Source organism: Stenotrophomonas lactitubi (genome assembly GCF_002803515.1).
Taxonomy (GTDB): Bacteria; Pseudomonadota; Gammaproteobacteria; order Xanthomonadales; family Xanthomonadaceae; genus Stenotrophomonas; species Stenotrophomonas lactitubi.
The window spans coordinates 2,772,792-2,795,946 of sequence record NZ_PHQX01000001.1; the positions used below are offsets into that span (position 1 = coordinate 2,772,792).

The window sequence follows — 23,155 nt, forward strand, 5'->3', positions numbered from 1 at the left end:
GGTGGTACTCACGGGTTGCCCTGCACGACCAGGCCCAGAACATTGGCCGTATCGTTTCGCGCTCCCGCGATCTGATTGAGTTGCAGGACACCGTCGAAGCCCCGCAGTGCCGTCGAGGAAACGCCGACACTGCGGATACCCGCCGCAACACCGTCACCGGTATCGCCCTGCCCCCCTGCTGACGCGATGTCCGAGGCGGCCAACGCCGTGTCATCGGACTCGCGTATTCCTTGCCGGGCCAGCGTCGCGCTGACGACATTGAGCGTCGTGTTGGCGATGCCGCTGGCCTGGTTGATCGATGCAATGCCGCTGGCCCCTGCCAGCGCCTGTCCGGCGATGTGCGCGCTGGCTTCCAGTGGTGCCGACAGCACGACATCGTTGCTGTGCTGCTGCCGTGCGGCGATGGCCACGTCGGCGCGGTCGCCGCTGACCATGCCATGCAGGTTGGCCTGGATGTTGAGATCGCCCGCGGCCTGGTTGATGGCGATGGCACCACTGGCACCGGCCAGCGCGCGGCCGTCGATGCGGGTCACATCGAGGTAGGCCAGCATCCCGCTGTAGTCGTCGGCCAAGGCTACGGCCGGTACTGCCAGCCAGGCCGCCAGCAGCACTGCGCGCTTCACTTGCCACCCGCCTGCGCCGGTGCGCCCAGCGGGAACTGCGACAGTGCGCCGCGCACGGTATCGCCGATGCCGCGTGTGGTATTGCCGACCGCACCCAGCGGGCCGCTCATCGCACCGCTGAGGCTGCTGCCACTGATCATCCCCTCGCCCGAGCGGCCAAGGGTTCCGCCCAATGCCTGCTGGGTCACCCGCTCGACGGTGGTGACACCGTGCGCGTGCACGCTGCCGGACTGACCGGCGCCGAGACCGGCGTAGTCGTCGTCACTGAGTTCATCCATGCCGCTGGCGGCGCCGCTGCTGCCGAGTGCGGCAGCGATCTCCTGTTGCGGTTTCGGATCGGCGATCAACGCCACGCCGGGCGGCGCCATGCGGTAGGCCGGGCGCGTGGCCACGTCGCGCAACAGGACGATTTCGCCAGGCTGCGCCTTCACCCCTTGGCGGGCGCCCGAAGCAGCGGCCGCCAGCGGAACGGCCAGCACCAGCAGCAGCGCAAGCTGCCGGCCAGAAACAGTGATAAGGGTGGTGCTGCCGTCCATGCCGCTCTCCCGTTGCATATGCGAGGGGAATGAGCAGCTTTCGTGCCAACACCGGGAGGCCGTCGCAGCGGGGGTTTGACGGGTAACACCGCGGCGGCATGACGCCGCAGTGTTACAACTTCGTTCGGATTCCGTTCGCCTTAACGCGCAGGAAACACCACTGCGCAAGGCGCCACCGGGGCTGTATCAGCAGTGTTACAGGTACTGATACAGCCCGTTGCAGTGCCGCTTCAGGCGCGCGGCGGGCTCGGGTCGGGATCATCGATGCCGACGTTGGTGGACGGGTTGTCGTACACCGTCTGGTCGAGCAGGCCCGTTTCCTTGGCCACCAGCACCGGCACCAGCATCTGACCGGTCACATTCGTCATCGTGCGCATCATGTCCAGGATGCGATCGATCGCGTACAGATAGCCGATGGTTTCCAGCGGCAGGTTGGCCGCGCTCAGCACCACCGTCGCCATGATCACCGCCGTACCCGGCACGCCGGCGGTACCGAAGCTGCCCAGCACCGAAGCGATCAGCACCACCACGTACTGCTCGGGCGTCAGCGGCACACCGCTGTACTGGGCGATGAACACCGCGCACAGCGCCGGATAGATCGCGCCGCAGCCGTCCATCTTGATGCTCGCGCCCAGCGGCACCGCGAACGAACCGTAATCCTTGTTCACGCCCAGGTTGTGGGTGATCGAACGCAGCGCAACCGGCATCGCCGCGAAGCTGGAGGAGCTGACGAAGGCCACCTGCATGCCCGGCGCCGCACCGCGGAAGAACTTCAGCGGATTCAACCCGTGCGCCAGCAGCAGCGCGCTGTACACCACCACGATGTGCAGCGCGCAGGCCACGTACAGCGCCAGCACGAAGTGGCCCAGCGGCAGCAGCTTCTCGAAGCCATAGCTGCCGACCAGGCCGGCGATCAGGCCGAAGGTGCCGATCGGAGTGACTTCCAGCACGAAGCGGGTCACCTGGATCATGATGTCGCTCATCTGCCCGACCAGCTTGCGCGCTTCGGTCACCTTCTCGCCGAGCTTGACGATGGCAAAGCCGACCAGGCCTGCGAAGAAGATCACCGGCAGGATCGAACCACGGCCCGCCGCCAGCACGGTCTCACCGGCGGCGTTGACCTTGGTGCCGATACCCGACAGCGCGTAGAACACGTTGGACGGCACCACATCCAGCAGCACCTGCACCACGCTGGGCACTTCGCGCGGCACATAGTTGCTGGCCATCGACAGCTGCAGGCCACCGGCGCCGGGCTGCAGTACCGTACCCACGCCCAGGCCCACGCATACCGCGAGCGCGGCGGTGATCACGAACCACAGGAACGTGCGCCCGCTGAGCGCGGCGACCGATTTCTGGCCGTGCAGCGAAGAGATCGCGTTGATGACCGCGAAGAACACCAGCGGCACCGCGATCATCTTGATCAGGGTGACGTACAGCTCGCCGAGCGGGCCGAACCAGGTTTCAGCCGCCGGGCCAAGCGCCCAGCCGGCCAGCGCACCGAGCACGAAGCCACCGACCACGCGCTGCCAGAATGGAATCCGCAGCCAGGCAGAGACCAGCTTCATAGGCAATCCAAGGGGGTAGGAAGGGATGCTGGCACGATAGCCCAAGGCGGGCTGCAGAACGACCGCCCACGTGGCAAATCAGTGTGTCATCGGCGTGCCTTGCGAGGCCGGGCATAATGAACGTCCCGTTTCACTTTGTGAGATCCCAGCGTCCATGCGTCGTTCCGTCTCCCTGTTGGCCGCCTGCGCCACGACCCTGCTGCTCGGCGCCTGCGCCAGCACCGCCCCCGCGTCCGCTCCGGCCGGCCTGAAGGTCAGCGTCGCCCCCGTTGCCCACCCTGCCGGTGAAACCCCGCAGTGGTGGTACCGCAGCGGTGCCGCCCAGGCAGCCGCCAATGGCGCGATGGCCGGCAAGGCCAAAAACGTCATCCTGTTCCTGGGTGATGGCATGAGCCTGACCACCGTGGCCGCCTCGCGCATCTACGAAGGCCAGCAGAAGGGCGGCTCGGGCGAAGAGAACCTGTTGTCGTGGGAGCGCTTCCCGGCCACCGCGTTCAGCAAGACCTACAACACCGATTCGCAGACGCCGGATTCGGCCGGCACCATGACCGCCATCACCACCGGCGTGAAGACCCACATGGGTGCGATCGGCGTCAGTGCCGGCAGCCGCACCGACTGCGCCGACAGCCTGTCCAAGGGCCTGCTGACCTGGCTGCAGCTGGCCGACAGCGCCGGCCTGGCCACCGGCGTGGTCTCCACCGCACGCCTGACCCATGCCACGCCGGCCGCGACCTACGCGCACTCGCCCGAGCGCAACTGGGAAAACGACACCGACCTGACCGAAGCGGCCAAGGCCGCCGGCTGCAAGGACATCGCCCAGCAGCTGCTGTCGACCTCGCGCTACGGCCGCGGCCCACTGGTCGCCCTGGGCGGTGGTCGCGGTGAGTTCACCACCGTGGAAGAGCGCGACCCCGAGTACGACGACAAGGTCGGCCAGCGCCTGGACGGCCGCAGCCTGGTGCAGGAATGGCAGCAGGCGCACCCACAGGGCGCCTACGTGTGGAACAGCAAGCAGCTGCAGGCCGCCGCCAACGCACCGGCGATTCTTGGCCTGTTCGAGCCGGACCACATGCGCTACGAGTACGAACGTCCGCAGGACCCGGCCGGTGAGCCGAGCCTGGCCGAGTTGACCGCTGCAGCGATCAAGAACCTGTCGCGCCATCAGGAAGGCTACGTGCTGATGATCGAAGGCGCGCGCATCGACCACGCCAACCACAGCGGCAACGCCTACCGTGCGCTGACCGAGACCGTGGCCCTGTCCGATGCCGTGCGCGTGGCCAACGAGCTGACCTCGGCCGACGACACGCTGATCATCGTCACCGCCGACCATTCGCACACCCTGAACTTCGTCGGCTACCCGGCCCGTGGCAACCCGATCCTGGGCAAGGTGAAGGACAAGGGCGGCGAAGACGGTGCGGGCAAGCTCGACCTGGCACTGGATGGCAACGGCCAGCCCTACACCACCCTGAGCTATGCCAACGGCCCCGGCCACACCGGCACCAGCAACCAGCAGCCGGCGGGCCCGAAGCGCTACCCGCACAACCCCAGCAGCTTCGAGCCGGCCAACGGCCGCCCGAACCTGCACGATGTCGATACCGAGCATCCGGACTACATGCAGGAAGCGTTGGTACCGATGAAGTCCGAATCGCATGGTGGCGAGGACGTCGGCATCTGGGCACGCGGCCCGGGCAGCAAGGCGATCCGCGGCACCCTGGAACAGAACGCGATCTACCACATGATCGTGCAGGCCACCCCTGCCCTGCGCGACCGCCTGTGCAAGGCCGGCACCTGCGACGACAAGGGCGTACCGGTGGAACTGCCGGCACCGGCCACCTTCGAGCGCAAGGCTGACAGCAAGTGATGGCTCGGCCGGCACGCCCTGCCCTGGCCAGCCTGCGCCATGTGCGCTGGCTGGCCCTGCTGGGCGTGCTGGCCAGTACCTGCGCGTCAGCGCAGGGGCCGGCCTGCAAGGTCATGACCGAAGAACACGGGTTGTGGATGCTGCCCGGCTGCGAGGTCGTCGATGGCAAGCCGCAGATCAGCGCGGACACCCTGCAGGATCTTCCCTACGACGGCGACGGCCTGGCGTTGGTACAGACCGCCGACGGCTTCCACTACGTCGACCGTCGCGGCCGCAGCCAGGCGGTGATCACCTGGGACAACGGCGCAGACTCCCTGCAGGAAGGCCTGTTCCGCGGCCGCGTCGGCGATCGCGTGGGCTACTTCAACGCTGCCTTCGAGCAGGTGATTGCGGCCACGTTCGATTTTGCCTGGCCATTCCAGGACGGCGTGGCCGAGGTCTGCAACGGCTGCCGCCGAGGCACGCCCGATGGCGACGGGCATACGCCGATGGAAGGCGGCGAGTGGTTCCGCATCGATCGTTCCGGTCGCCGGCTGAAGTAAGGGGTTTATCGGCAGGGCTGCGCCCTGCACCTGCCGAAACAACGGCAACAGCCGAGCAACAGCAACAGCGGCATTCTGTGGGATGGCGGGGCGGTGTCGGATTGCGGGGACGCCGTGAACCCGTCCATGGGGGCTTGGCAGCCGCATCCATGCGGCTGACACCCCGCAATCCGACACCGTCCCACCTCTGACAGTTTCCCGGTGGCCAGTAGGTCCACGCCATGCGTGGATGAATCTCTTTCAGATATCGAAATCAATCTGGGGTCAGATCCGTTTTCCTACGGAAAACGGATCTGACCCCAAGAGCAATTCCGACAGATCGCGGGAAACTGTCGAAGGCGGGGTGGGTCCGGTTGCGGGGGTGTGAGCCGCATGGATGCGGCGACCGAGCTTACATGGACGTACTTGCAGCGTCCCCCGCAACCGGACCCACCCCGCCATCCCACGGAATGCCGGCTTTTGCTTCGGCTGTTGCTGTTGCTGCTCAGGTTGCCGGCCAGCGGCCGGCACTACCGCTTCGGCGGGTGCAGGGCGCCGCCCTGCCGACCCACCCTATACTTGCCGCCGTGACTGCCTTCCCGCCCCCCGCTACGCTGGATGCACCGCTGCTGGTCGGCTACAGCGGTGGGCTGGATTCGACCGTGCTGCTGCACTGGCTGTGGCAATCGGCGCAGGCCGCCGGCACGCCGCTGCGTGCCATCCATGTCCACCACGGCCTGCAACCGGCTGCCGATGATTGGGTGCGCCACTGCCAGCAGCAATGTGCTGCGCTGGGCATCGAGCTGGCCGTGCACCGCGTGCAGGTCACGCGTGAGGGCGGCCATGGCCTCGAAGGTGCCGCCCGGCTGGCACGCCGCGCTGCATTCACCGCCGAGTTGCAGGCTGCGGAAACTCTGGCGCTGGCCCAGCACCAGGATGACCAGGCCGAAACCTTCCTGCTGCGCGCGTTGCGCGGCTCGGGCATTGATGGGCTGGCGGCGATGACCGCTGACAGCCACCTCGACGGCCATCGGCTGTGGCGGCCATTGCTCGATGTGCCTCGCAGCAGCCTGCAGACCTACGCCACGACTCACGGCCTGCAGTGGATCGAAGACCCCAGCAACGGCGAAGACCACGCTGACCGCAATTTCCTGCGTCTGCGGGTGTTGCCACTGCTGCGCCAGCGCTGGCCACACGCCACCGCCGCATTGGCGGGCAGCGCCGCGCATAGCGCGCAGACGCGCGCGCTGCTCGACGAAGAAGATGCCGAGCTGCTCGCTCACCTGGAAGTAGCACCACGGGTGCTGTCGTTGGAGCTGCTGCGCCAGGTCGCACCGGAACGTGCTGCGCGCGTGCTGCGTGCGTGGGTACGCCAGCACAACGCAGCGCCGCTGCCGGCGCATGTACTGCGGCAGGCACAGAACGAATTGATGGTCGCCGGCGCCGATCGGCAATCGCAGGTGCGTTGGCAACAGCACGTCATCCGCCAGTGGCGCCAGCACGCCTACCTGCTGCCGGCAGAGCTGCCGTCACTGCCGAAGGACTGGCAGGCGGCGTGGGACGGCCGCGCGCCGCTGCAGCTGCCCGACGGCGGCCAGCTGCGCCTGCTCGGCGCGGACGGCTTCGAACACCCGCTGCAACTGCGCGCCCGCCAAGGGGGCGAACGCATCGTGCTGCCCGGGCGTACGCATTCATCCGCGCTGAAGGACTGCCTGCAACGCGAACACCTGGCGCCCTGGCGACGCGCGCAGTTGCCCCTGCTGTTCGACGGTGGTCAGCTGCTGGCGGCCGCCGACGTGGTTGTTTCCGCACCGGCGCAGGCCTGGCTGCAGGCCCGCAATGCACAGTTGCAGTGGCATCCGGGCGGCTGGTGAATTGACCCTCGCGCGCGCGCCGTCCACACTTGTCGCATGGCCAAGAAGTCCCCCGAAAACGCCTCCCCGGTCGCCCAGTTCGAGCAGTCGCTCGAATCGCTGGAACAACTGGTGGAGCAGATGGAAACCGGCGAGCTGAGCCTGGAAGCGTCGCTCAGTGCTTACGAACGTGGTGTCGGTCTGTACCGCCAGTGCCAGCAGGCGCTGGAGCAGGCCGAACTGCGCGTGCGCCTGCTCAGCGATCCGGCCCAGCCCGAAACCGCCGAACCCTTCGATCCGCCCAGCCATGACGGCTGAGGCGTTGTTCGCGCGCTGGCGCGACCGTATCGAAAGCCAGCTCGACGCCGCCCTGCCCTCACCGGCCGAAGCCCCGCAACGCCTGCACCAGGCAATGCGCTATTCCGTACTCGGTGGCGGCAAGCGCATGCGTCCCTTGCTGGTCTATGCCGCCGGCCAGGTGTTCGGCGCCCCGTTGGACAAGCTCGATGCTGCAGCGATGGCGGTGGAGCTGATCCACGCCTACTCGCTGGTGCACGACGACCTGCCGGCCATGGACGACGACGCCCTGCGCCGTGGCAAGCCCACCACCCACATCGCCTTCGATGAAGCCACCGCCATCCTCGCCGGTGACGCACTGCAGACCCGTGCGTTCGGCCTGCTGGCCGATGCGCCGCTGCCGGCGGCATTGCGCGTGGCATGCCTGCAGACCCTGGCCCACGCCTCCGGCGCGGCCGGCATGTGCGGCGGCCAGGCGCTGGACATCGATGCCACCGGCCAGCAGCAGTCGCTGGCAGCGCTCACCCGCATGCATGCGCTGAAGACCGGTGCGCTGATCCGCGCTGCCGTGCGCATGGGCGCGCTGTGCGGTGAAGCGCCCGAACCCGTGCTGGCCCAGCTCGACGGCTTCGCCGATGCGCTCGGCCTGGCCTTCCAGGTCCGCGATGACATCCTCGATGTCGAAGCCAGTTCCGAGCAGCTGGGCAAGACCGCCGGCAAGGACCAGGCCCAGGACAAGAGCACCTTCCCTGCCCTGCTCGGCATGGACGGCGCCAAGGCGCAGCTGCGCGAACTGTCCGCGCACATGCAGCAGGCGCTGGCGGGCTATCACGAAGAAGCCGATGCGCTGCGCGCGCTGGCCACGCTGGCGGTGGAACGCGACCACTGATCACAGCAATGGAGCTGCCGCGCTGCGCGCTCGCCGGGCCTGGCCCGGCGCTACCATACGCGCCGCATACGGAAACGCCCGGCATTGCCGGGCGTTTCTTTTTGCGTCGTTGATCGTTACCGCTTACTTGATCAGGCGCAGCGCGAACGGGTAACGGTAAGCTTCGCCGTTGTTGGCCTTGACCGCAGCGATGATGCTGAAGACCAGGCTGATCAGGCCGACGATCGGCATCAGGATCGCGCCGATGACCACGATGGTCAGGATGATGCACACCACCATTGCGATGGCCACGGTGATCTGGAAGTTCAGCGCTTCCTTCGACTGGTCAGTGACGAAGGCCTTGCTGGCGTCATCCTTGTTGATCAGCCAGATGATCAGCGCGCCGATGAAACCGGTGAAGATGCCCAGCAGGTGCGCTGCCAGGGCCATGGTGCGCTGGTCGGCAGGCACGCTGCTCGCCGCCGGGACGTTCTCGAATTCGCTCACGACAAAACTCCTTTTTATTGGGTGGTCTTGACCGACCGGCGGCAAGCCGGTCGCGTCAGGCGGGCCTAGCTTACGCCATCAATGGCATCAATCATTGCCGGCGATCGTCATCCGTCCCACCAGGATCGAGCCGGTGCGGATATGCGAGCGCGGATCGACGTCGCTGCCGACCGCCTCGATGGCCATGAACATGTCGCGGAGGTTGCCGGCGATGGTGATGCCGTCCACCGGATACTGGATCTGGCCGTCCTCCACGCGGAAGCCGCCGGCGCCGCGCGAGTAGTCGCCGGTCACCCCGTTCACCCCCTGCCCCATCAGCTCGGTCACCAGCAGGCCGTTGCCCATCTGCGCGGCGATCTCCTGCAGCGAACCGGCATTGGCCGCCAGCTGCAGGTTGTGCACGCCGCCGGCATTGGCGGTGGTCTGCAGGCCCAGCTTGCGTGCCGAATAGCTGCCCAGCACGTAACGCTGCAGCACGCCGTCGCGGACCAGGGCCGACGCACGCGTGGCCACGCCGTCGCCATCGAAGGCGGCCGAGCGCAGGCCACGGCGCAGGTGCGGCAGCTCCTCGATCTGCATCCAGTCGGGGAACAGCTGCTGGTCGACGCTGTCCAGCAGGAAGCTCGCCTGGCGGTACAGTGCGCCGCCGGACACCGCCGACAGCAGATGGCCCACCAGGCTGCGCGCTACTTCCGGCGCGTACAGCACCGGCATGCTGCCGGTCGGCAACGAGCGCGGCTGCAGGCGGGCGACCGTGCGCTCGGCGGCGCGGCGACCGACGCTGGCCGGATCTTCCAGGTCCTCGCGGGCCAGTGCGCCGGTGTACCAGCCGTCGCGCTGCATGCCATCGCCGGTGCCGGCAATCAGCGCACAGCCGATCGAATGATGGGTACCGCGCTCGCGGCCGATGAACCCATGCGAATTGGCGTAGACCGACACGCTCTGCATGCTCGACACCGAGGCGCCATCGGAATTGCGGATCTGCGCATCGGCTTCGCGGCCCGCTGCCTCGCAGGCCAGTGCCAGGTCCACCGCCTCGTCGGCCTGCAGCTCCCAGGGGTGCCAGCCGTCCAGTTCGGGGAAGTCGCGGGCCATCAACCCCGCCTCGGCCAGGCCGGCGGCCGGGTCGTCCTCGGTATGGCGGGCGATCGCGCAGGCCTGCTCGACGGTGGCCAGCAGGCTGGCCTCATGCAGGTCGGCGGTGCTGGCACTGCCCTTGCGCTGGCCGAAGTAGACGGTCACGGCAATGCCGCGGTCACGGGTGGACTGCACGGTCTCGACCTCGCCGAGACGGACATTGACCTCCAGCCCGCGGTCCTCGCTGCAGCTGACCTCGGCCTGGCTGGCGCCCAGCGCGCGGGCACGCTGCAGCAGCTGCTGGGAGATGTCGGCCAGCCGTTCCAGCCGGGCCGGGCTGTCGTCGCCGACGGCAACTTCAGGGGCGATCACGTTCAATGCTTTATCCTGTGCGGGTTGGGCCCGGCATCACGCCGGGCGACTTTTTTTGAAATCAGGTATGGACGATGCGCGGACGCGACGAAGAAACCGGTGAATTCCACGACAAGAGCCGCAGCCAGAACCGGCGCGATGCGCTCGACGTCCTGGCCCTGGGCGAGAAGCTGGTGTCGCTGACCCCGGCCCAGCTGGCGCGCCTGCCGATCCCGGAGGACCTGCTGCCGCACATCGCCGAGTGCAAGCGGATCACCGCCCATATCGCGCACAAGCGGCAGCTGGCGTTCCTGGCCAAGCACATGCGCCGCGAGGACGATGCCGCGCTGGACGCGATCCGCGATGCGCTGGACGCCAACAGTGACACCGGCCGCCGCGAAGTGGCGATGATGCACCGTGCCGAAGACTGGCGCGAACGCCTGATGAACGAGGGCGACACCGCGCTGGCCGCACTGCTCAACGATTACCCGCAGGCCGACCGCCAGCAGCTGCGCACGTTGGTGCGCAACGCCCAGGCCGAAAAGGCCAAGAACAAGCCGCCGCGCGCCTACCGCGAAATCTTCCAGGTGCTGCGCGCGCTGATGCTGCCGGCCGCGCTGGGCCTGAAGGCATCCGGTGAGGATGTCGAGGCGGACGCGCCGGTCGACGACACCGACGAGGACTGAGTCCCCGTCCGGCATGGCGGTGGCTGTGGCCATCGCCGTGCTCAGGCCTGGGTACCGCCGACGGTGATGCCCTCGATCAGCAGCGAAGGCTGGCCGACACCGACCGGCACGCTCTGCCCGTCCTTGCCGCAGATGCCCACGCCCTCGTCCAGGGCCAGGTCGTTGCCGACCATGCGCACCTTCTGCATGGTTTCCGGGCCGTTGCCGATCAGGGTCGCGCCCTTCACCGGAGCGGTGATCCGGCCATCCTCGATCAGGTAGGCCTCGGTGGCCGAGAACACGTACTTGCCGCTGGTGATGTCGACCTGGCCGCCGCCGAAATTGACTGCGTACAGGCCCTTCTTCACCGAACGGATCATTTCCTGCGGATCGTGCTGACCGGCGCGCATGTAGGTGTTGGTCATGCGCGGCATGGTCATGTGCGCGAACGATTCGCGACGGCCGTTGCCGGTCGGCGCCACGCCCATCAGCCGCGCGTTGAGGCTGTCCTGCATGTAGCCGACCAGGATGCCGTCCTCGATCAGCGTGGTGCACTGGGTCGGATGGCCTTCGTCATCGATGTTGAGTGAACCACGGCGCCCATCCAGGGTGCCGTCGTCGACGATGGTCACGCCCGCGGCAGCCACACGCTCGCCGATCCTGCCGGCGTAGACACTGGTGCCCTTGCGGTTGAAGTCACCTTCCAGGCCATGGCCGACCGCCTCGTGCAGCAGCACGCCCGGCCAGCCCGGCCCCAGCACTACCGGCATCACTCCGGCCGGTGCCGGCACCGCCTCCAGGTTCACCAATGCCTGCCGCAGCGCCTCGCGCGCGAAGGCTTCCGGGCGGCCATCGGCAAACAGCACTTCATAGCCGTAGCGACCACCGCCGCCGGAATAACCCGACTCGCGGCGACCGTTCTGTTCAACGATCACCTGCACGTTCAAGCGCACCAGCGGGCGCACGTCGGCGCCCAGCACACCATCGGTGCGGGCAACCAGCACGGTATCGACGCCACCGGACAGGCTGACCATCACCTGCTTCACGCGCGGGTCGGCCGCGCGCAGGTAACCGTCCAGGCGCTTGAGCACCTCGACCTTGGCTTCGTTGCCGAGGCCGTCGATCGGGTCCAGTGCCGGATACAGCACGCGCGCATCGCCGCGCAGCAGCGAGCGTCCGGTCTGTGCGCCACCTTCGCGCGAGATCGCACGTGCCGACTGCGCCGCCGCCAGCAGTGCACCGGCGTGGATGTCATCGGAATAGGCAAAGCCGGTCTTCTCGCCGGAAATCGCGCGCACGCCCACGCCCTGCTCGATGGAATGGGCGCCGTCCTTGACGATGCCGTCTTCCACGCTCCAGCTTTCGCGCCGGGCGTGCTGGAAGTACAGGTCGCCAAAGTCCACACCGGGGCCGAGCAGTTGGCCGAAGGTGCGCTCCAGGCCGGCGGTATCCAGGCCACCGGGGCGCAACAGGCGATCTTGGGCAAGCGTCAGGGCGTTGTCAGTCATGGTCTCGATCTGGGGGTGTGAAGGCGGCCAGGCAAGTCCGCCGGGGGAAACGGGGACGCCGGGCTCAACGCGGCGGCGGTGGTTCGGTGACGGTCGGCGGCACGGCCGGCAATGGTTGTATGCGCGGCGGCGGTGCCGGCGCTGGCTCTCGTTCGCGGCTGCGCTCGATCACTTCCACCTTGGGCTCCTTCCACGGGCCGGTCACCTTGTAGGTGCGGGCGCCGATCTCGCCCAGTGGCTTGGACAATACCGCATTGGTGGCGGCGCCCAGCGCCGCACCGACCGGGCCGCCGGCCACCGCGCCGACCACGGTCAGCAGGTTGCCCGCGCGCGGGTTGACGTCGATGGTCTGGTCGAACTGCTGCTTGCGCAGGTCGGCCTCGCCACGGATGGTGATGTTCGCTGCCGGCCCTTCGATCAGCACCTTGTCGGTACGCGCCATGCCCTCGCCGAACTGCACGCTGCCCTCGACCTGGTTGAACGCGAAGCCCTTGGAGAAGAAATCGCGGAAGTCGAACATCAGCCGTCGCGGCAGCTGGGCGACGCTGAGCAGGCCCAGCACGCGGCCGGCACCCGGTTCCAGCTCCAGCAGCTGGCCATTGCGGGCGTTCACATCGAGCTGGCCCTGCAGGTTGCCCAGCTGGAAATCGGAAGGACCACCGGGCCACGACGCCTGCAGCTGGGCGTGGCCGGAGCCGCCGCGCAGCTGGCCGCCGTAGTCGAGGTTCTGCAGCAACCCGCCCAGGTCTTCACTGCGCACCTGCGCATCAAGCGCGGTGCGCGAGCCGCCGCCCTTGCCGAGCCAACGACCACGGATGTCGATCTCCTGGCTGGGGGCACGGAAGCGCAGTTCTTCCACGCTCAGGCCATTGGCAACCGGCCGCGTGCGCAGCACTGCCTGGCCCAGCACGACCTTGCCGAACTTCAGATCGGCGATGTCCAACGCGAACGGCGGCAGTTTGGCCGGGTCCATGTCGTCGGCGCCGGCCTGCACCCGTGCCGGTGCCGCGGTCGCTCCGGGAAGGGTCGGCAACGATTGCCAGTACACCCGCTCAAGCTGGCCGCTGATGGTGCCGCCATCGGCGTTGGGTACGGTCAACTTGCCAGCCAGCGAGGGGCCATCCAGGCGCACGTCCAGCGCCTGCGGGCCGGGATGCAGCTGCAGGCGGGTCTGCTCGAACACGCCGCCGATCAGCATCAGCTGGCCGACCTGCACGTCCACTGCGCGCAGCGGCATCGGATCGCCATCGCCGCCGGCGCCACGGGCCAGGCCGATCCATTCCAGCGCATCCAGCGTCGGGCTGCGGCCATTGATGGTCAGCCCGCTGGGCGGCGGTTCGCGGTCAACACGGTCGCTGCCCAGGGTGACCTGCACGCCGGTCTGGTTGTTGTGGCTGCGCGCGGCCAGCGCCAGACGCTGGCCGAATGCCACGTCGATGCGGCCAGCGCCCATCGGCAACTGCGCGGCCACGGTGGTCGGCAGCGGCTCGCTGGCCGGCTTCTGCAGCGGTGCCGGCAGGTCCAGGCGGGTGCCCACCAGGTCCGAGCGCAGGCGCAGCTCACTCGGCGGCGCGGGCGCACCCGGTGCGACCTTCGGCAGGTTCACCGCGATGGTCCACGGCGAGGTGCCATTGATGTAGGGCTTCAGCCACGCCATTTCCGGTGCGCGGTCGATCAGCACGCCCGCGTCGAGCGTGGCGGCCAGTTCCGATTCGAAGGCCAGCTTGGGGTCACGCACGAAACCACCGGCGCGCAGGCTCAGCCGTCCGTCCTGGCCGAGGTGGCGCACCGCCAGTTCCTCGGCGGCGAAGCCGGCGTTGCTGTAGCGGGCCTGCCCGCGCATGTTGTCGAATTCCAGCTGGAAGCGCTTGTCGACCAGCTTCAGCCCAGCCAGGTCCACCGTGCCCTGCAGGTGGCCGCCGCCCTGGTCATGGTGCAGCGGTTGCAGCAGATCGAAATGCACGTTGGCCGGGCCGCTTGCCGCGAGGTTGTCCAGGGTGTCGCCGTATTCCTTGTGCAGCGGGCTCTGCCGCAGCATTGCCAGCAGCTTGCCGGCATCGCCCTGGCTGTCGGCGCGCACGTACAGCGGCTGCTGGCCGAAGTCCTGGATGCCGGCTTCGAACTTCTGTACCGCTACGCCGGCCAGATCGCCGCGGCCCTGCATGTGGAAGCCTGGGCCGATGAAGGCGACATCGGCGTCCACCTGGCTCATCAACGGCCAATCATGCTGGAAGCGGATGTCACCGTTGGTGATGTGGCCGGTGGCCTCGAAGCGGCCGTCGTTGTTGTCGAACGGCCAGTCGTCCAGATCACCGCTGACCAGGCCGATGCCGTTGCGCACCTGGCCACCGGCCAAGGCCATGTCCAGCCAGTCGGTGGCGCCCTTGCTCATTTTGGAATGGATCCAGAAACGTTTGGCGGCGGTCATCGGCACGTCGTCCAGCTTGGCCGCCAGCTGCATCCACGGCCGGGTGCCATCGCCCTGGAACCAGAGGCCACCGCGCACGTCGGCGGCGTAGTCGGTGCCTTCCACGCGCATCGCCGGGGTGCCGATGCGCCAGCCACCGGCCTCGTCGCGCCAACCGACGATCTGCCCGGCCAGGTGCAGGTCATGGCGCACGCCGAAACCGGTCGGCCAATCGAACTGCAGCTGACGTTGCGGTTGCAGCTGCAGGCTGAAGCCATCGGCATCGCCCTCGAAGCGGCCGCCCAGGCCGCGCAGGCCCGGCGAGTTGCCAACGCTGGCAAAGCCCAGCGACTGCAGTTCGCCCTGTACCCACAACGGGCCATCCTGCTGGCCGCGCACCTGCAGCTGCGCCACGTCCAGCTGCGGCTTGGCCAGGTACAGCCAATGGCGCAGGCCCGCATCCAGCCGGTCGCTGAGTGCCAGCGCGCGCAGCGCGAGACCCGCCTGCGCCGCCCCGGCCTGCACCTGCATCTGCTTGCCCATCCGCACTTGCAGGCCGTCCAGCTGCTGCTGGCTGCCCTCGGCCTGCAGGCGCAGGCGCGGCACCTGCAGCGCCCACCCGTCTGCGGTCCGCTGCCAGCGCAGGCGCGCCTGCAGCCGTTGCAGCTGCATCTGCGGACCCGCGATGCCGGGCATCGGTGCGCCTTCGATACGCAGATCGCGCAGGTCCGAATCGGTGGTCAGCGCCACCGGCGCGAAATCACGCAGGGTCAGCCACAGGTTGAGTTCGCCCTTGCCCTCGCGCAGGCGCATCCCACCGGCCGCCAGCAACGGCGACCAGGCGCGGAAATCAACCGGGTCGGCACCGAGCCAGGCCTGGCCGTTGCCGCGCTGGCGATCCAGGTCCAGCACCGCCGTCAGCGGCAAGGCGTCGATCTGTGCCCAGGCACGCACGCCCACCCGCAGGCGGTCGCCATCCACGCGCAGGCGCAGATCGATGCGTGGCAGGTTGGCGTCGACGCCCAGCGCAGGTGCATGCACGCCCAGGCGGCCGCCTATCACCTGCAGTTCGCCCAGCCGGCGCAACGCGTCCAGTGGATCGCCGCCAGCACTGGACTGCGGCAGGCCACGCACCGACCAGCGGCCATCGGCAGCCTGCTGCAGATCCAGTGCCAGGCCGCGCAGGCGCAGTTCGGTCAGCGAGCGGCCCGGCAGCAGGCCGCTGTACATCGACACCAGCACCTCGGCTTCGCCGATGGCCAGGCCCTGGCCCGCGCCGATGCGCAGGCCCTTCAACTGCAGCAATGGACCGCGTCGGGTCCAGGTAGTGTCCAGGCGTTCAAAGCGCACCGGTTGTCCGGCGCGCGCGCTCAGCCAGGCCGCGATCCTGTCCGGATGGCGCTCAGCCAGCGGCAGCAGCTGGCTGAGGGTACCGACCAGCAGGGCAAGCCCGACCAGGCCGACCGCGCATGCGGCGATGAAATGACGGCGGATCCTTCGCAGTCGCAGGCGCGGCGGCGCGCTCATCGGCCACCGAAAGCAGACAGTCGGCCTGGATCAGAGCAGAACAACATCGAACTGCTCCTGCAGGTACTGCTCATCCGCCTGGAAGCGGATGCTCTTGCCGAGGAACTCCTCCAGCTCGGCCACCGCCGTGGATTCCTCATCGGTGATCCGCGCCACCACCTTGCTGGAGGCGATCACCAGCAGGCGCGCGGCATCGAACTGGCGCACCGCACGGGTGATCTCGCGGAAGATTTCATAGGTCACCGTTTCGGTGGTCTTGATGGTGCCGCGGCCACTGCACTGCGGGCAGGTCTCCGACAGCTGGCGCTCCAGGCTTTCCACCGTGCGCTTGCGGGTCATCTCCACCAGCCCCAGCGGCGAGAAGTCGTACACCGTGGTCTTGGCATGGTCGCGGGCCAACGCCTTTTCCAGCGTGCGCAGCACCTGGCGGCGATGCTCGGCATCATCCATGTCGATGAAGTCGATGATGATGATGCCGCCCAGGTTGCGCAGGCGCAGCTGCCTGGCCACCGCCTGCGCGGCCTCCAGGTTGGTGCGGAACACCGTCTCTTCCAGGTTGCGCTGGCCGAGGAACGAGCCGGTATTGACGTCGATGGTGGTCATCGCCTCGGTCTGGTCGATCACCAGATAGCCACCCGACTTCAGCGGCACCTGCTTGTCCAGCGCACGGCCGATCTCGTCCTCGACCCCGAACATGTCGAAGATCGGACGATCGCCGCTGTACAGCTCGATCTTCTCGGCCAGCACCGGCATGTACTTGGCCACGAAGGCCTGCAGCTGGGCGAAAGTCTCCTTCGAGTCCACCTTCACCTTGTCCACGTCCTTGCGGATCAGGTCGCGCACCGAGCGCAGCGGCAGGCTCAGGTCTTCATAGATGTTGCTGCACGACGCCGCCTCGCGGCCGCGACGCTCGACCACGTTCCACACCCGTGACAGGTAGGCGATGTCTTCGGCGATGGCCTCGGCCGGCTGGCCCTCGGCATTGGTGCGCACGATGTAGCCGTAGCCGCCGTGCTGGGCCGACAGTTCGGTCACCAGCGTCTTCAGCCGTGCGCGCTCGCCTTCGTCCTCGATACGCGCCGACACGCCCACCACCTTCGATTGCGGCAGCAGCACCATGTAGCGCGAGGGAATGCTGATCTGGGTGGTCAGGCGTGCGCCCTTGGTCCCGATCGGATCCTTCACCACCTGCACCACGATGTCCTGGCCGTCGCGCAGCAGTTCCACGATCGGCACGCTGGACGGCGGCGGCAGGGTCGTGTTCTCGGTATCGGCACTGGCCACCGGCGCCGGCCGCACCACGTCGTTGGCGTGCAGGAACGCGGCGCGGTCCAGCCCCACTTCGACGAAGGCCGCCTGCATGCCCGGCATGACCCGCTGCACCTTGCCCTTGTAGATGTTGCCGACCACACCCCGGCGCCAACCGCGCTCGATGTGCAGTTCCTGCAGCATGCCGTTCTCGATCACCGCGACCCGGGTTTCGCGCGGGGTCACATTGACCAGGATTTCCTCAGACATCGGCAGCCTCCCTGGCGGCATCAGCAGTTGGGGCCAGCACGCCGCAGCGGGCCAGCAGACGATCGGTATGCAGCAACGGCAGCCCCATGACACCGGAGTAGCTGCCGGAAAGGTGTTCGATCCAGCGCTCGGCGCCGCCCTGGATGGCATAGGCGCCCGCCTTGTCCAGCGGCTCGCCGGTGGCGACGTAGGCGGCGATGTCGGCGGCACTGATCGGGGCGAAAGTGACTTCGGAAACGACCAGTTCGCTGTCCAGCCCCTGCGCGTCCACCACCACCACGGCGGTCATCACCTGATGGGTGCGCCCGGCCAGCCGCGCCAGCATCGCCCGCGCGTCGGCGGCATCGGCCGGCTTGCCGAATACGTCGCCATCGAGCACCACTTCGGTATCCGAGCCCAGCACCCGCGCCTGCGGGTCCTCGGCCAGCACCCGCGCCAGGCCGGCGCGCGCCTTGTCGGCGGCGACCCGGCACACATAGTCCTGGGCACTTTCAGAGGCCGCGCGCTGCTCGACGACCTCCAGGTCCAAGGCCTGGAAAGGGCGTCCGAGTCGGGCCAGCAGCTGGTTGCGTCGGGGGGAGCGGGAAGCAAGATAGAGCATCGACACAGCATAACCTGACGCCGGTACCTGAATCGTCGGACAATCCTTCCCCGGCGCCTGCAACCCCGAACGGACTCACAGCGCGTTCATCGCTACGACACCACCCTCACCGCCACAACAAGGAGATCCCATGCGCCGCACCGCCACCCCGCTGCTGCTTGCCCTGTCCCTCGCTCTTGGAGCTTCGATGACCGCCCATGCCGACCCGTCGTCGCCGTCGATCGCCGCTGCGGCCGAAGGCACGCTGCTGAACATCTCGGCCAACGCCGAAGCCACCCGCGTGCCGGACGTCGCCACCCTGTCGGCCGGCGTGGTCACCCAGGCCGCCGACGGCAACAGCGCGATGCGCCAGAACGCCCAGCAGATGGACAAGGTACTGGCCGCGATCAAGGCCGCCGGCATCGCCGAGCGCGACGTGCAGACCAGCGGCGTCAGCCTCAACCCGCAGTACCGCTATGCCGACAACGAAGCACCGAAGATCACCGGCTACCAGGCCAGCAACACCGTCAGCCTGAAGGTCCGCGACATCGCCAAGCTCGGCAAGGTGCTGGACGCGCTGGCCGCGCAGGGCGCCAACCAGATCAACGGCCCGCAGTTCGAGATCGACCAGCCCGAACCGGTCTATGACGAAGCCCGCCTGGCGGCACTGAAGAAGGCCCAGGCCCGCGCCCAGACCTATGCGAAGTCGCTTGGCCTGCAGGTGCGCCGTATTGTCAGCATCTCCGAGAACGCTGGTGGCGGTTTCCGCCCGCCGATGATGATGCGATCGATGGCAGCGGGCGCGGCGATGGACAAGGCCACCCCGGTCGCCCCGGGTGAGTCGACCGTCTCGGTCAACCTGGACGTGGTGTTCGAACTGGGCCGCTGAAGCCCCTGCCCGCTTCCTGCAACGGCGCCCTGCGGGGTGCCGTTTTCGTTTCCGTCGTCGCCGTGCCCGCCCCGCTAGATGAAGGCCAGCTCAACGCTGCCGCCCCTGCCTCTAGGCAGTGGTAGAGGCGGCGCGCTAATGATTGACTGCCAGCCGCGTGCGGCAACCCCGATGGCGGCCCTGGTGCGTTGAGGACTTCGACACTGGCATGGAGGTGGACCATGGTTCGTACGTATCCCGTAGTACCCCTGCACTTCGATCCTGCCCGCGTTGCCGCCTGGAGTGCGGCCATCGCCCTGCATCTGCTTGCGTTCCTGATGTTGCTGATTCCGGCGACCTACCAGGCCGTCACCGCACTTCCCCGCGACCAGACCACGATCCGGTTCATTCCGAAGGAAGACCCGAAGCCGCCGGTACCGCTGCCGACCGAACCCGAAAAGGTGGAGGTGGTGCACAAGCGGCAGGCCACGCCGGTGCCCGCACCGCTGCCGACGCCTACCGCCACCGTCGAGGAGGCCCAGGGCATCATCCTGCCGGCCGCCGAGCCGACAGTGGTGCAGACGGCGCCGACGATCGCCCCGTCCACGCCGTTGGCCGGTGCCCAGCTGCAGTACCGCAGCAACCCGCCGCCCAGCTACCCGATCCAGGCCCTGCGCAACCACGAGCAGGGCACGGTGCTGCTGCGGGTGGAAGTGGACCCCAGTGGCCAGCCGGTGAATGTCAGCATCGAACGCAGCAGCGGTTCCCGCAGCCTGGACCAGGCCGCGCGCCAGCAGGTGCTGCGCCACTGGCGTTTCGTGCCGGCCGAGCGTGATGGCATGGCCGTTCCGGCGATCGGCATGGTGCCGGTGCAGTTCTCCCTGCCCGACTGAGTCAGAGGCCGGCCCGGCAGCGCGCCGGGCCGGCCACAACGGTGAATGGGCCGGAACAGGGCCAATCTGCCCGGTTATTTGAACTTCGTTGGAAAACCGTTACGAATTTAGTAAAACTTCACACCTCCGTCACCTGCCGGAAACCTAGATTGACGCGTCCCGGGACACACCGGAGACAGCCCTCAATGCTCGAGTTTTCCAGTCAGGAGAGAAGCTGTGAAACACCCGATCCAACGGCCCGCCAGCCGCCGCCGCAACCACCTGGCAACATCCATCACCCATATCCTCACCGGCGGCGCCCTGCTGCTCGCCGGCGCCGTGGCCTCCTCCTCTGCATTCGCACAGGAACAGGCCACCAACCTTGACCGGATCACCGTCACCGGTTCGAACATCCCGCGCACAAACACCGAGACACCGTCACCGGTGCAGGTGGTGACCCGCCAGGAGATCGATCGCACCGGCAAGACCACACTTGCCGAGTACCTGCAGACCATCACCGCCGATGGCGCCGGCTCCATCCCCAAGACCTTCGGCAACGGCTTCGCCGGTGGCGGCGCCGGCATTTCGCTGCGCGGCCTGGGCGCCGGCTCGACACTGGTGCTGTTGAACGGCCGCCGCATGGCCACCTACGGCCTGGCCGATGACGGCCAGAAGGTGTTCACCGACCTCAGCACCATCCCCCTCGATGCCGTCGAGCGCGTGGAAGTACTGAAGGACGGCGCCTCGGCGATCTATGGTTCCGATGCCATCGCAGGCGTGGTCAACATCATCCTGCGCAGCGACTTCCAGGGCGCGATCCTGCGTGCCTCCTACGGCACCTCCGGTGATGGCGACGGCGATGCCAAGAAGGCCACCCTGACCGCCGGTACCGGCGATCTGGCTACCGACGGCTGGAACGCTTTCTTCAGCCTGGATGTCGGCAAGACCGACGCCATCAAGATCAGCGACCGCAAGAACCGCAAGTGGATCGGTACCGGCGATACCCGCCCGTGGGGCTACGACGCAGCCGACTCGCAGTTCCTGGGCGGCGCGTATCTATCCAAGGGCACGGCAGGCGGCGTCGGCCCCAATGGTTCGGTCTTCGACGACCGCAATGTAACCAAGGACAATCCTGCCTTCCTGGTTGCGCTGCCGGGCTGCGCGAACCTCACCACCATTCCGGGCCAGACGGATGCAAGCGCGCAGGCGCAAGGCTGCCTGTGGGATCCGGCGCAGCAGTATCGCGACCTGACTCCTGAAGAGAAGTACATCAACGTGTTCGGCCGTGCCAGCTTCGCTTTCGGCGAAGGCGGCGAGATCTACACGGAGATCGGCTACTCGAAGAAGGAAACGATCTTCAGCAACACCCCGTCAGGCGCTGCGGGTACCTGGGGCTATCCAGGCGGCGTCGTCACCGCGAACAGTGGCTCCAAAGCCACCGTGCTCGGCCCGAACCATCCTGACAACCCGATTCCCGGCCAGGCCTCCAGGCTGCGCTATTCGGCGTGGGATGTCGGTCCGCGCGTGACCAACAACACCAACGAGTTCAACCGCTTCCTGGTGGGCGTCAAGGGCAACTGGGGTGACTGGAGCTACGACACCGCCTACCTGCATTCGGCGACCGACCTGGTCAACAAGCGCACTGGTTTCCTGCGCTACAGCGCCGTGCAGTGCGCGCTGGGCAATCCGAACTGCGCAGGTGGCGTGTGGCGCATCGGCGACAATGCCAATCTGAATTCGCAGGCGTTGTACGACTACATCTCACCAACCATCAGCGCCCGTGCGAAATCCGGCCTGGACATGTTCGACTTCACCGTGTCGCGCAGCCTGATGGACCTGAAGGGTGGTCCACTGGGCCTGGCAATCGGCACGGAATGGCGCAAGACCAGCAACAGCCTGACCCCGCAGACCTACACCGACACGGGTGACATCATCGGTCTGGGTTACTCGGCCTACGACGGCACCCAGAACGTGTATGCCGGTTACGTCGAACTGTCCGCACCGGTGCTGGAACAGCTGGAACTGTCTGGTGCCCTGCGATACGACAAGTACGAAAGCGGTGAAGGCAAGGCCACGCCGAAGCTCGGCGTGAAGTGGACTCCTGCCGACTGGATCGCACTGCGTGCCAGCTATGCTGAAGGCTTCCGCGCACCGAACCCTGCCGAAAATGGTGACGGTGGCCTGGCTGCATTCTCGAACGCATCCGACCCGGTTCGTTGCGCCATCGACGCCGGCGAATGTACCGCCCGTACGGTAGCGATCATCACCCGCCCGAACAAGGATCTGAAGCCGGAGGAATCCAAGAGTTACTCGGTGGGCATCGTGCTGCAGCCGACGTCCTCGACCTCGTTGACCGTCGATGCGTGGCAGATCAAGCGCACCAACGAAATCGCCCAGGGCAGCACGACGGCAGCGATCCGGGCCGGCAATGTGGTGCGTGACATCAACAACATCGGCGGCGTTCCCAACAGCGGCAACATCCTCGCGGTCAACACGGCCTACGTGAATGCCAACTCTTCACGTGTTCGCGGCATCGATACCGATATCCGCCAGACCTTCGACATCGGTCCGGGCCAGCTGGAAATGGACCTGCAGTGGAGCCACGTCCTGAAGTTCGAGCGTACCGAAGGCGATGAGACTGTCGACTATGCCGGCACCCACGGCAATTGCGACGTCACCAACTGCATCGGCACCCCGAAGGACAAGATCAACTTCGGTACCACCTGGCGACAGGGACCTTGGAGCGTCAGCGGCATTGCCAACTACATCGGCAAGATGGACAACACCGACAAGCGCGGCGGCACGTATCAGGCGTTCTATGAAGATGGAACGCCGGTGAAGAAGATCTCTTCGTTCACCACCTTCGATCTGTCCGGTCGCTGGAACATCACCGAAGCCTTCGAGCTCAATGCCTCGGTGGCCAACGTGTTCGACCGTATCGCCCCGCTCGATCCGACCACCTACGGCGGCGTGAACTACAACCCGATGCACTTCTCCGGTGCGCTGGGCCGTTACTTCACCGTCGGTGCCAAGTACACGTTCAAGTAATCCTGCTGCAGCGTCACCCGCAAAGGCCCGGGCTCTCGCCCGGGCCTTTGCTTTTTTCCGCACGCGACAGCGTCCATCATGGGCACCCCGGACAGCTGCAGCG

Annotated in this window: 18 protein-coding genes; 9 read left to right on the forward strand and 9 right to left on the reverse strand. The window is 67.5% G+C overall.

Annotation, left to right across the window (positions count from 1 at the left end; genetic code table 11):
• Nucleotides 1-8 precede the first annotated feature (8 nt).
• The 3 genes from CR156_RS13025 to CR156_RS13035 form a co-directional block, all read right to left on the reverse strand.
• Nucleotides 9-623 carry a hypothetical protein gene (locus tag CR156_RS13025; protein ID WP_100553147.1) on the reverse strand — a complete coding sequence of 205 codons (615 nt, stop codon included), beginning with the start codon at nt 621-623 and terminating at the stop codon, nt 9-11.
• Complete coding sequence (locus CR156_RS13030; RefSeq protein WP_100553148.1) at nt 620-1,159, reverse strand: hypothetical protein; 540 nt, start codon at nt 1,157-1,159, stop codon at nt 620-622. Before CR156_RS13030 ends, CR156_RS13025 begins: the two co-directional genes overlap by 4 nt.
• Before the next feature lie 230 nt (nt 1,160-1,389).
• Entirely contained in the window at nt 1,390-2,724 is a 1,335-nt protein-coding gene (locus CR156_RS13035; protein WP_025876066.1) for a dicarboxylate/amino acid:cation symporter, read from the reverse strand.
• Between the two features lie 154 nt (nt 2,725-2,878).
• On the opposite strand from CR156_RS13035, the gene CR156_RS13040 reads away from it, so the two are divergent.
• The 5 genes from CR156_RS13040 (at nt 2,879) to CR156_RS13065 (ending at nt 8,145) form a co-directional block, all read left to right on the forward strand.
• Nucleotides 2,879-4,585, forward strand: a complete 1,707-nt coding sequence (locus tag CR156_RS13040; protein WP_100553149.1) for an alkaline phosphatase — start codon at nt 2,879-2,881, stop codon at nt 4,583-4,585.
• Complete coding sequence (locus CR156_RS13045; protein ID WP_100553150.1) at nt 4,582-5,127, forward strand: WG repeat-containing protein; 546 nt, start codon at nt 4,582-4,584, stop codon at nt 5,125-5,127. Before CR156_RS13040 ends, CR156_RS13045 begins: the two co-directional genes overlap by 4 nt.
• Before the next feature lie 566 nt (nt 5,128-5,693).
• Complete coding sequence (gene tilS, locus CR156_RS13055) at nt 5,694-6,980, forward strand: tRNA lysidine(34) synthetase TilS (protein WP_243381825.1); 1,287 nt, start codon at nt 5,694-5,696, stop codon at nt 6,978-6,980.
• 36 nt (nt 6,981-7,016) lie between these two features.
• Entirely contained in the window at nt 7,017-7,277 is a 261-nt protein-coding gene (locus CR156_RS13060; protein ID WP_006381978.1) for an exodeoxyribonuclease VII small subunit, read from the forward strand.
• Entirely contained in the window at nt 7,267-8,145 is an 879-nt protein-coding gene (locus tag CR156_RS13065; RefSeq protein ID WP_100553153.1) for a polyprenyl synthetase family protein, read from the forward strand. The genes CR156_RS13060 and CR156_RS13065 overlap by 11 nt, the downstream gene beginning before the upstream one ends.
• Nucleotides 8,146-8,268: 123 nt before the next feature.
• On the opposite strand, the gene CR156_RS13070 is transcribed toward CR156_RS13065, so the two are convergent.
• Both CR156_RS13070 and pmbA read right to left on the reverse strand, forming a co-directional pair.
• A complete protein-coding gene (locus CR156_RS13070; RefSeq protein ID WP_099818995.1) occupies nt 8,269-8,631 on the reverse strand; it encodes a DUF4870 domain-containing protein in 363 nt (120 codons plus the stop codon).
• A gap of 87 nt (nt 8,632-8,718) precedes the next feature.
• A complete protein-coding gene (gene pmbA, locus CR156_RS13075; RefSeq protein ID WP_100553154.1) occupies nt 8,719-10,086 on the reverse strand; it encodes a metalloprotease PmbA in 1,368 nt (455 codons plus the stop codon).
• Between the two features lie 68 nt (nt 10,087-10,154).
• Between pmbA and yjgA the strand changes: the two genes are divergently transcribed.
• Nucleotides 10,155-10,745 (forward strand): ribosome biogenesis factor YjgA, encoded by a 591-nt coding sequence (gene yjgA / locus CR156_RS13080; protein ID WP_100553155.1) that lies wholly within the window; start codon nt 10,155-10,157, stop codon nt 10,743-10,745.
• 41 nt (nt 10,746-10,786) lie between these two features.
• On the opposite strand, the gene tldD is transcribed toward yjgA, so the two are convergent.
• The 4 genes from tldD to CR156_RS13100 form a co-directional block, all read right to left on the reverse strand.
• The gene (gene tldD, locus CR156_RS13085) at nt 10,787-12,232 is read right to left on the reverse strand and encodes a metalloprotease TldD (RefSeq protein WP_100553156.1); all 1,446 of its coding nucleotides are present in this window, start codon (nt 12,230-12,232) and stop codon (nt 10,787-10,789) included.
• Nucleotides 12,233-12,296: 64 nt separating this feature from the next.
• Nucleotides 12,297-16,166, reverse strand: a complete 3,870-nt coding sequence (locus CR156_RS13090) for a YhdP family protein (protein WP_100553157.1) — start codon at nt 16,164-16,166, stop codon at nt 12,297-12,299.
• A gap of 30 nt (nt 16,167-16,196) precedes the next feature.
• A complete protein-coding gene (gene rng / locus CR156_RS13095; protein ID WP_100553158.1) occupies nt 16,197-17,684 on the reverse strand; it encodes a ribonuclease G in 1,488 nt (495 codons plus the stop codon).
• The gene (locus CR156_RS13100) at nt 17,677-18,285 is read right to left on the reverse strand and encodes a Maf family nucleotide pyrophosphatase (protein ID WP_100553159.1); all 609 of its coding nucleotides are present in this window, start codon (nt 18,283-18,285) and stop codon (nt 17,677-17,679) included. Before CR156_RS13100 ends, rng begins: the two co-directional genes overlap by 8 nt.
• Before the next feature lie 130 nt (nt 18,286-18,415).
• Here CR156_RS13100 and CR156_RS13105 point away from each other — a divergent pair, with 130 nt between their 5' ends.
• From CR156_RS13105 to CR156_RS13115, 3 genes are all read left to right on the forward strand, one after another.
• On the forward strand, nt 18,416-19,153 hold the full coding sequence (locus tag CR156_RS13105; protein ID WP_100553160.1) for an SIMPL domain-containing protein: 738 nt from the start codon (nt 18,416-18,418) through the stop codon (nt 19,151-19,153).
• 221 nt (nt 19,154-19,374) lie between these two features.
• Nucleotides 19,375-20,025 (forward strand): energy transducer TonB, encoded by a 651-nt coding sequence (locus CR156_RS13110; protein WP_100553161.1) that lies wholly within the window; start codon nt 19,375-19,377, stop codon nt 20,023-20,025.
• Nucleotides 20,026-20,241: 216 nt separating this feature from the next.
• A complete protein-coding gene (locus CR156_RS13115; RefSeq protein ID WP_100553162.1) occupies nt 20,242-23,052 on the forward strand; it encodes a TonB-dependent receptor in 2,811 nt (936 codons plus the stop codon).
• Nucleotides 23,053-23,155 lie beyond the last annotated feature (103 nt).

Excerpts from the sequence above, each read along its gene's own strand:
- CR156_RS13090 (WP_100553157.1), bottom strand. The coding sequence starts at position 16,166 with ATGAGCGCGCCGCCGCGCCTGCGACTGCGAAGGATCCGCCGTCATTTC.
- CR156_RS13105 (WP_100553160.1), top strand. The coding sequence starts at position 18,416 with ATGCGCCGCACCGCCACCCCGCTGCTGCTTGCCCTGTCCCTCGCTCTT.
- CR156_RS13110 (WP_100553161.1), top strand. The coding sequence starts at position 19,375 with ATGGTTCGTACGTATCCCGTAGTACCCCTGCACTTCGATCCTGCCCGC.
- CR156_RS13040 (WP_100553149.1), top strand. The coding sequence starts at position 2,879 with ATGCGTCGTTCCGTCTCCCTGTTGGCCGCCTGCGCCACGACCCTGCTG.
- CR156_RS13100 (WP_100553159.1), bottom strand. The coding sequence starts at position 18,285 with ATGCTCTATCTTGCTTCCCGCTCCCCCCGACGCAACCAGCTGCTGGCC.
- yjgA (WP_100553155.1), top strand. The coding sequence starts at position 10,155 with ATGCGCGGACGCGACGAAGAAACCGGTGAATTCCACGACAAGAGCCGC.
- rng (WP_100553158.1), bottom strand. The coding sequence starts at position 17,684 with ATGTCTGAGGAAATCCTGGTCAATGTGACCCCGCGCGAAACCCGGGTC.
- CR156_RS13065 (WP_100553153.1), top strand. The coding sequence starts at position 7,267 with ATGACGGCTGAGGCGTTGTTCGCGCGCTGGCGCGACCGTATCGAAAGC.
- CR156_RS13060 (WP_006381978.1), top strand. The coding sequence starts at position 7,017 with ATGGCCAAGAAGTCCCCCGAAAACGCCTCCCCGGTCGCCCAGTTCGAG.
- tldD (WP_100553156.1), bottom strand. The coding sequence starts at position 12,232 with ATGACTGACAACGCCCTGACGCTTGCCCAAGATCGCCTGTTGCGCCCC.
- CR156_RS13030 (WP_100553148.1), bottom strand. The coding sequence starts at position 1,159 with ATGGACGGCAGCACCACCCTTATCACTGTTTCTGGCCGGCAGCTTGCG.
- CR156_RS13035 (WP_025876066.1), bottom strand. The coding sequence starts at position 2,724 with ATGAAGCTGGTCTCTGCCTGGCTGCGGATTCCATTCTGGCAGCGCGTG.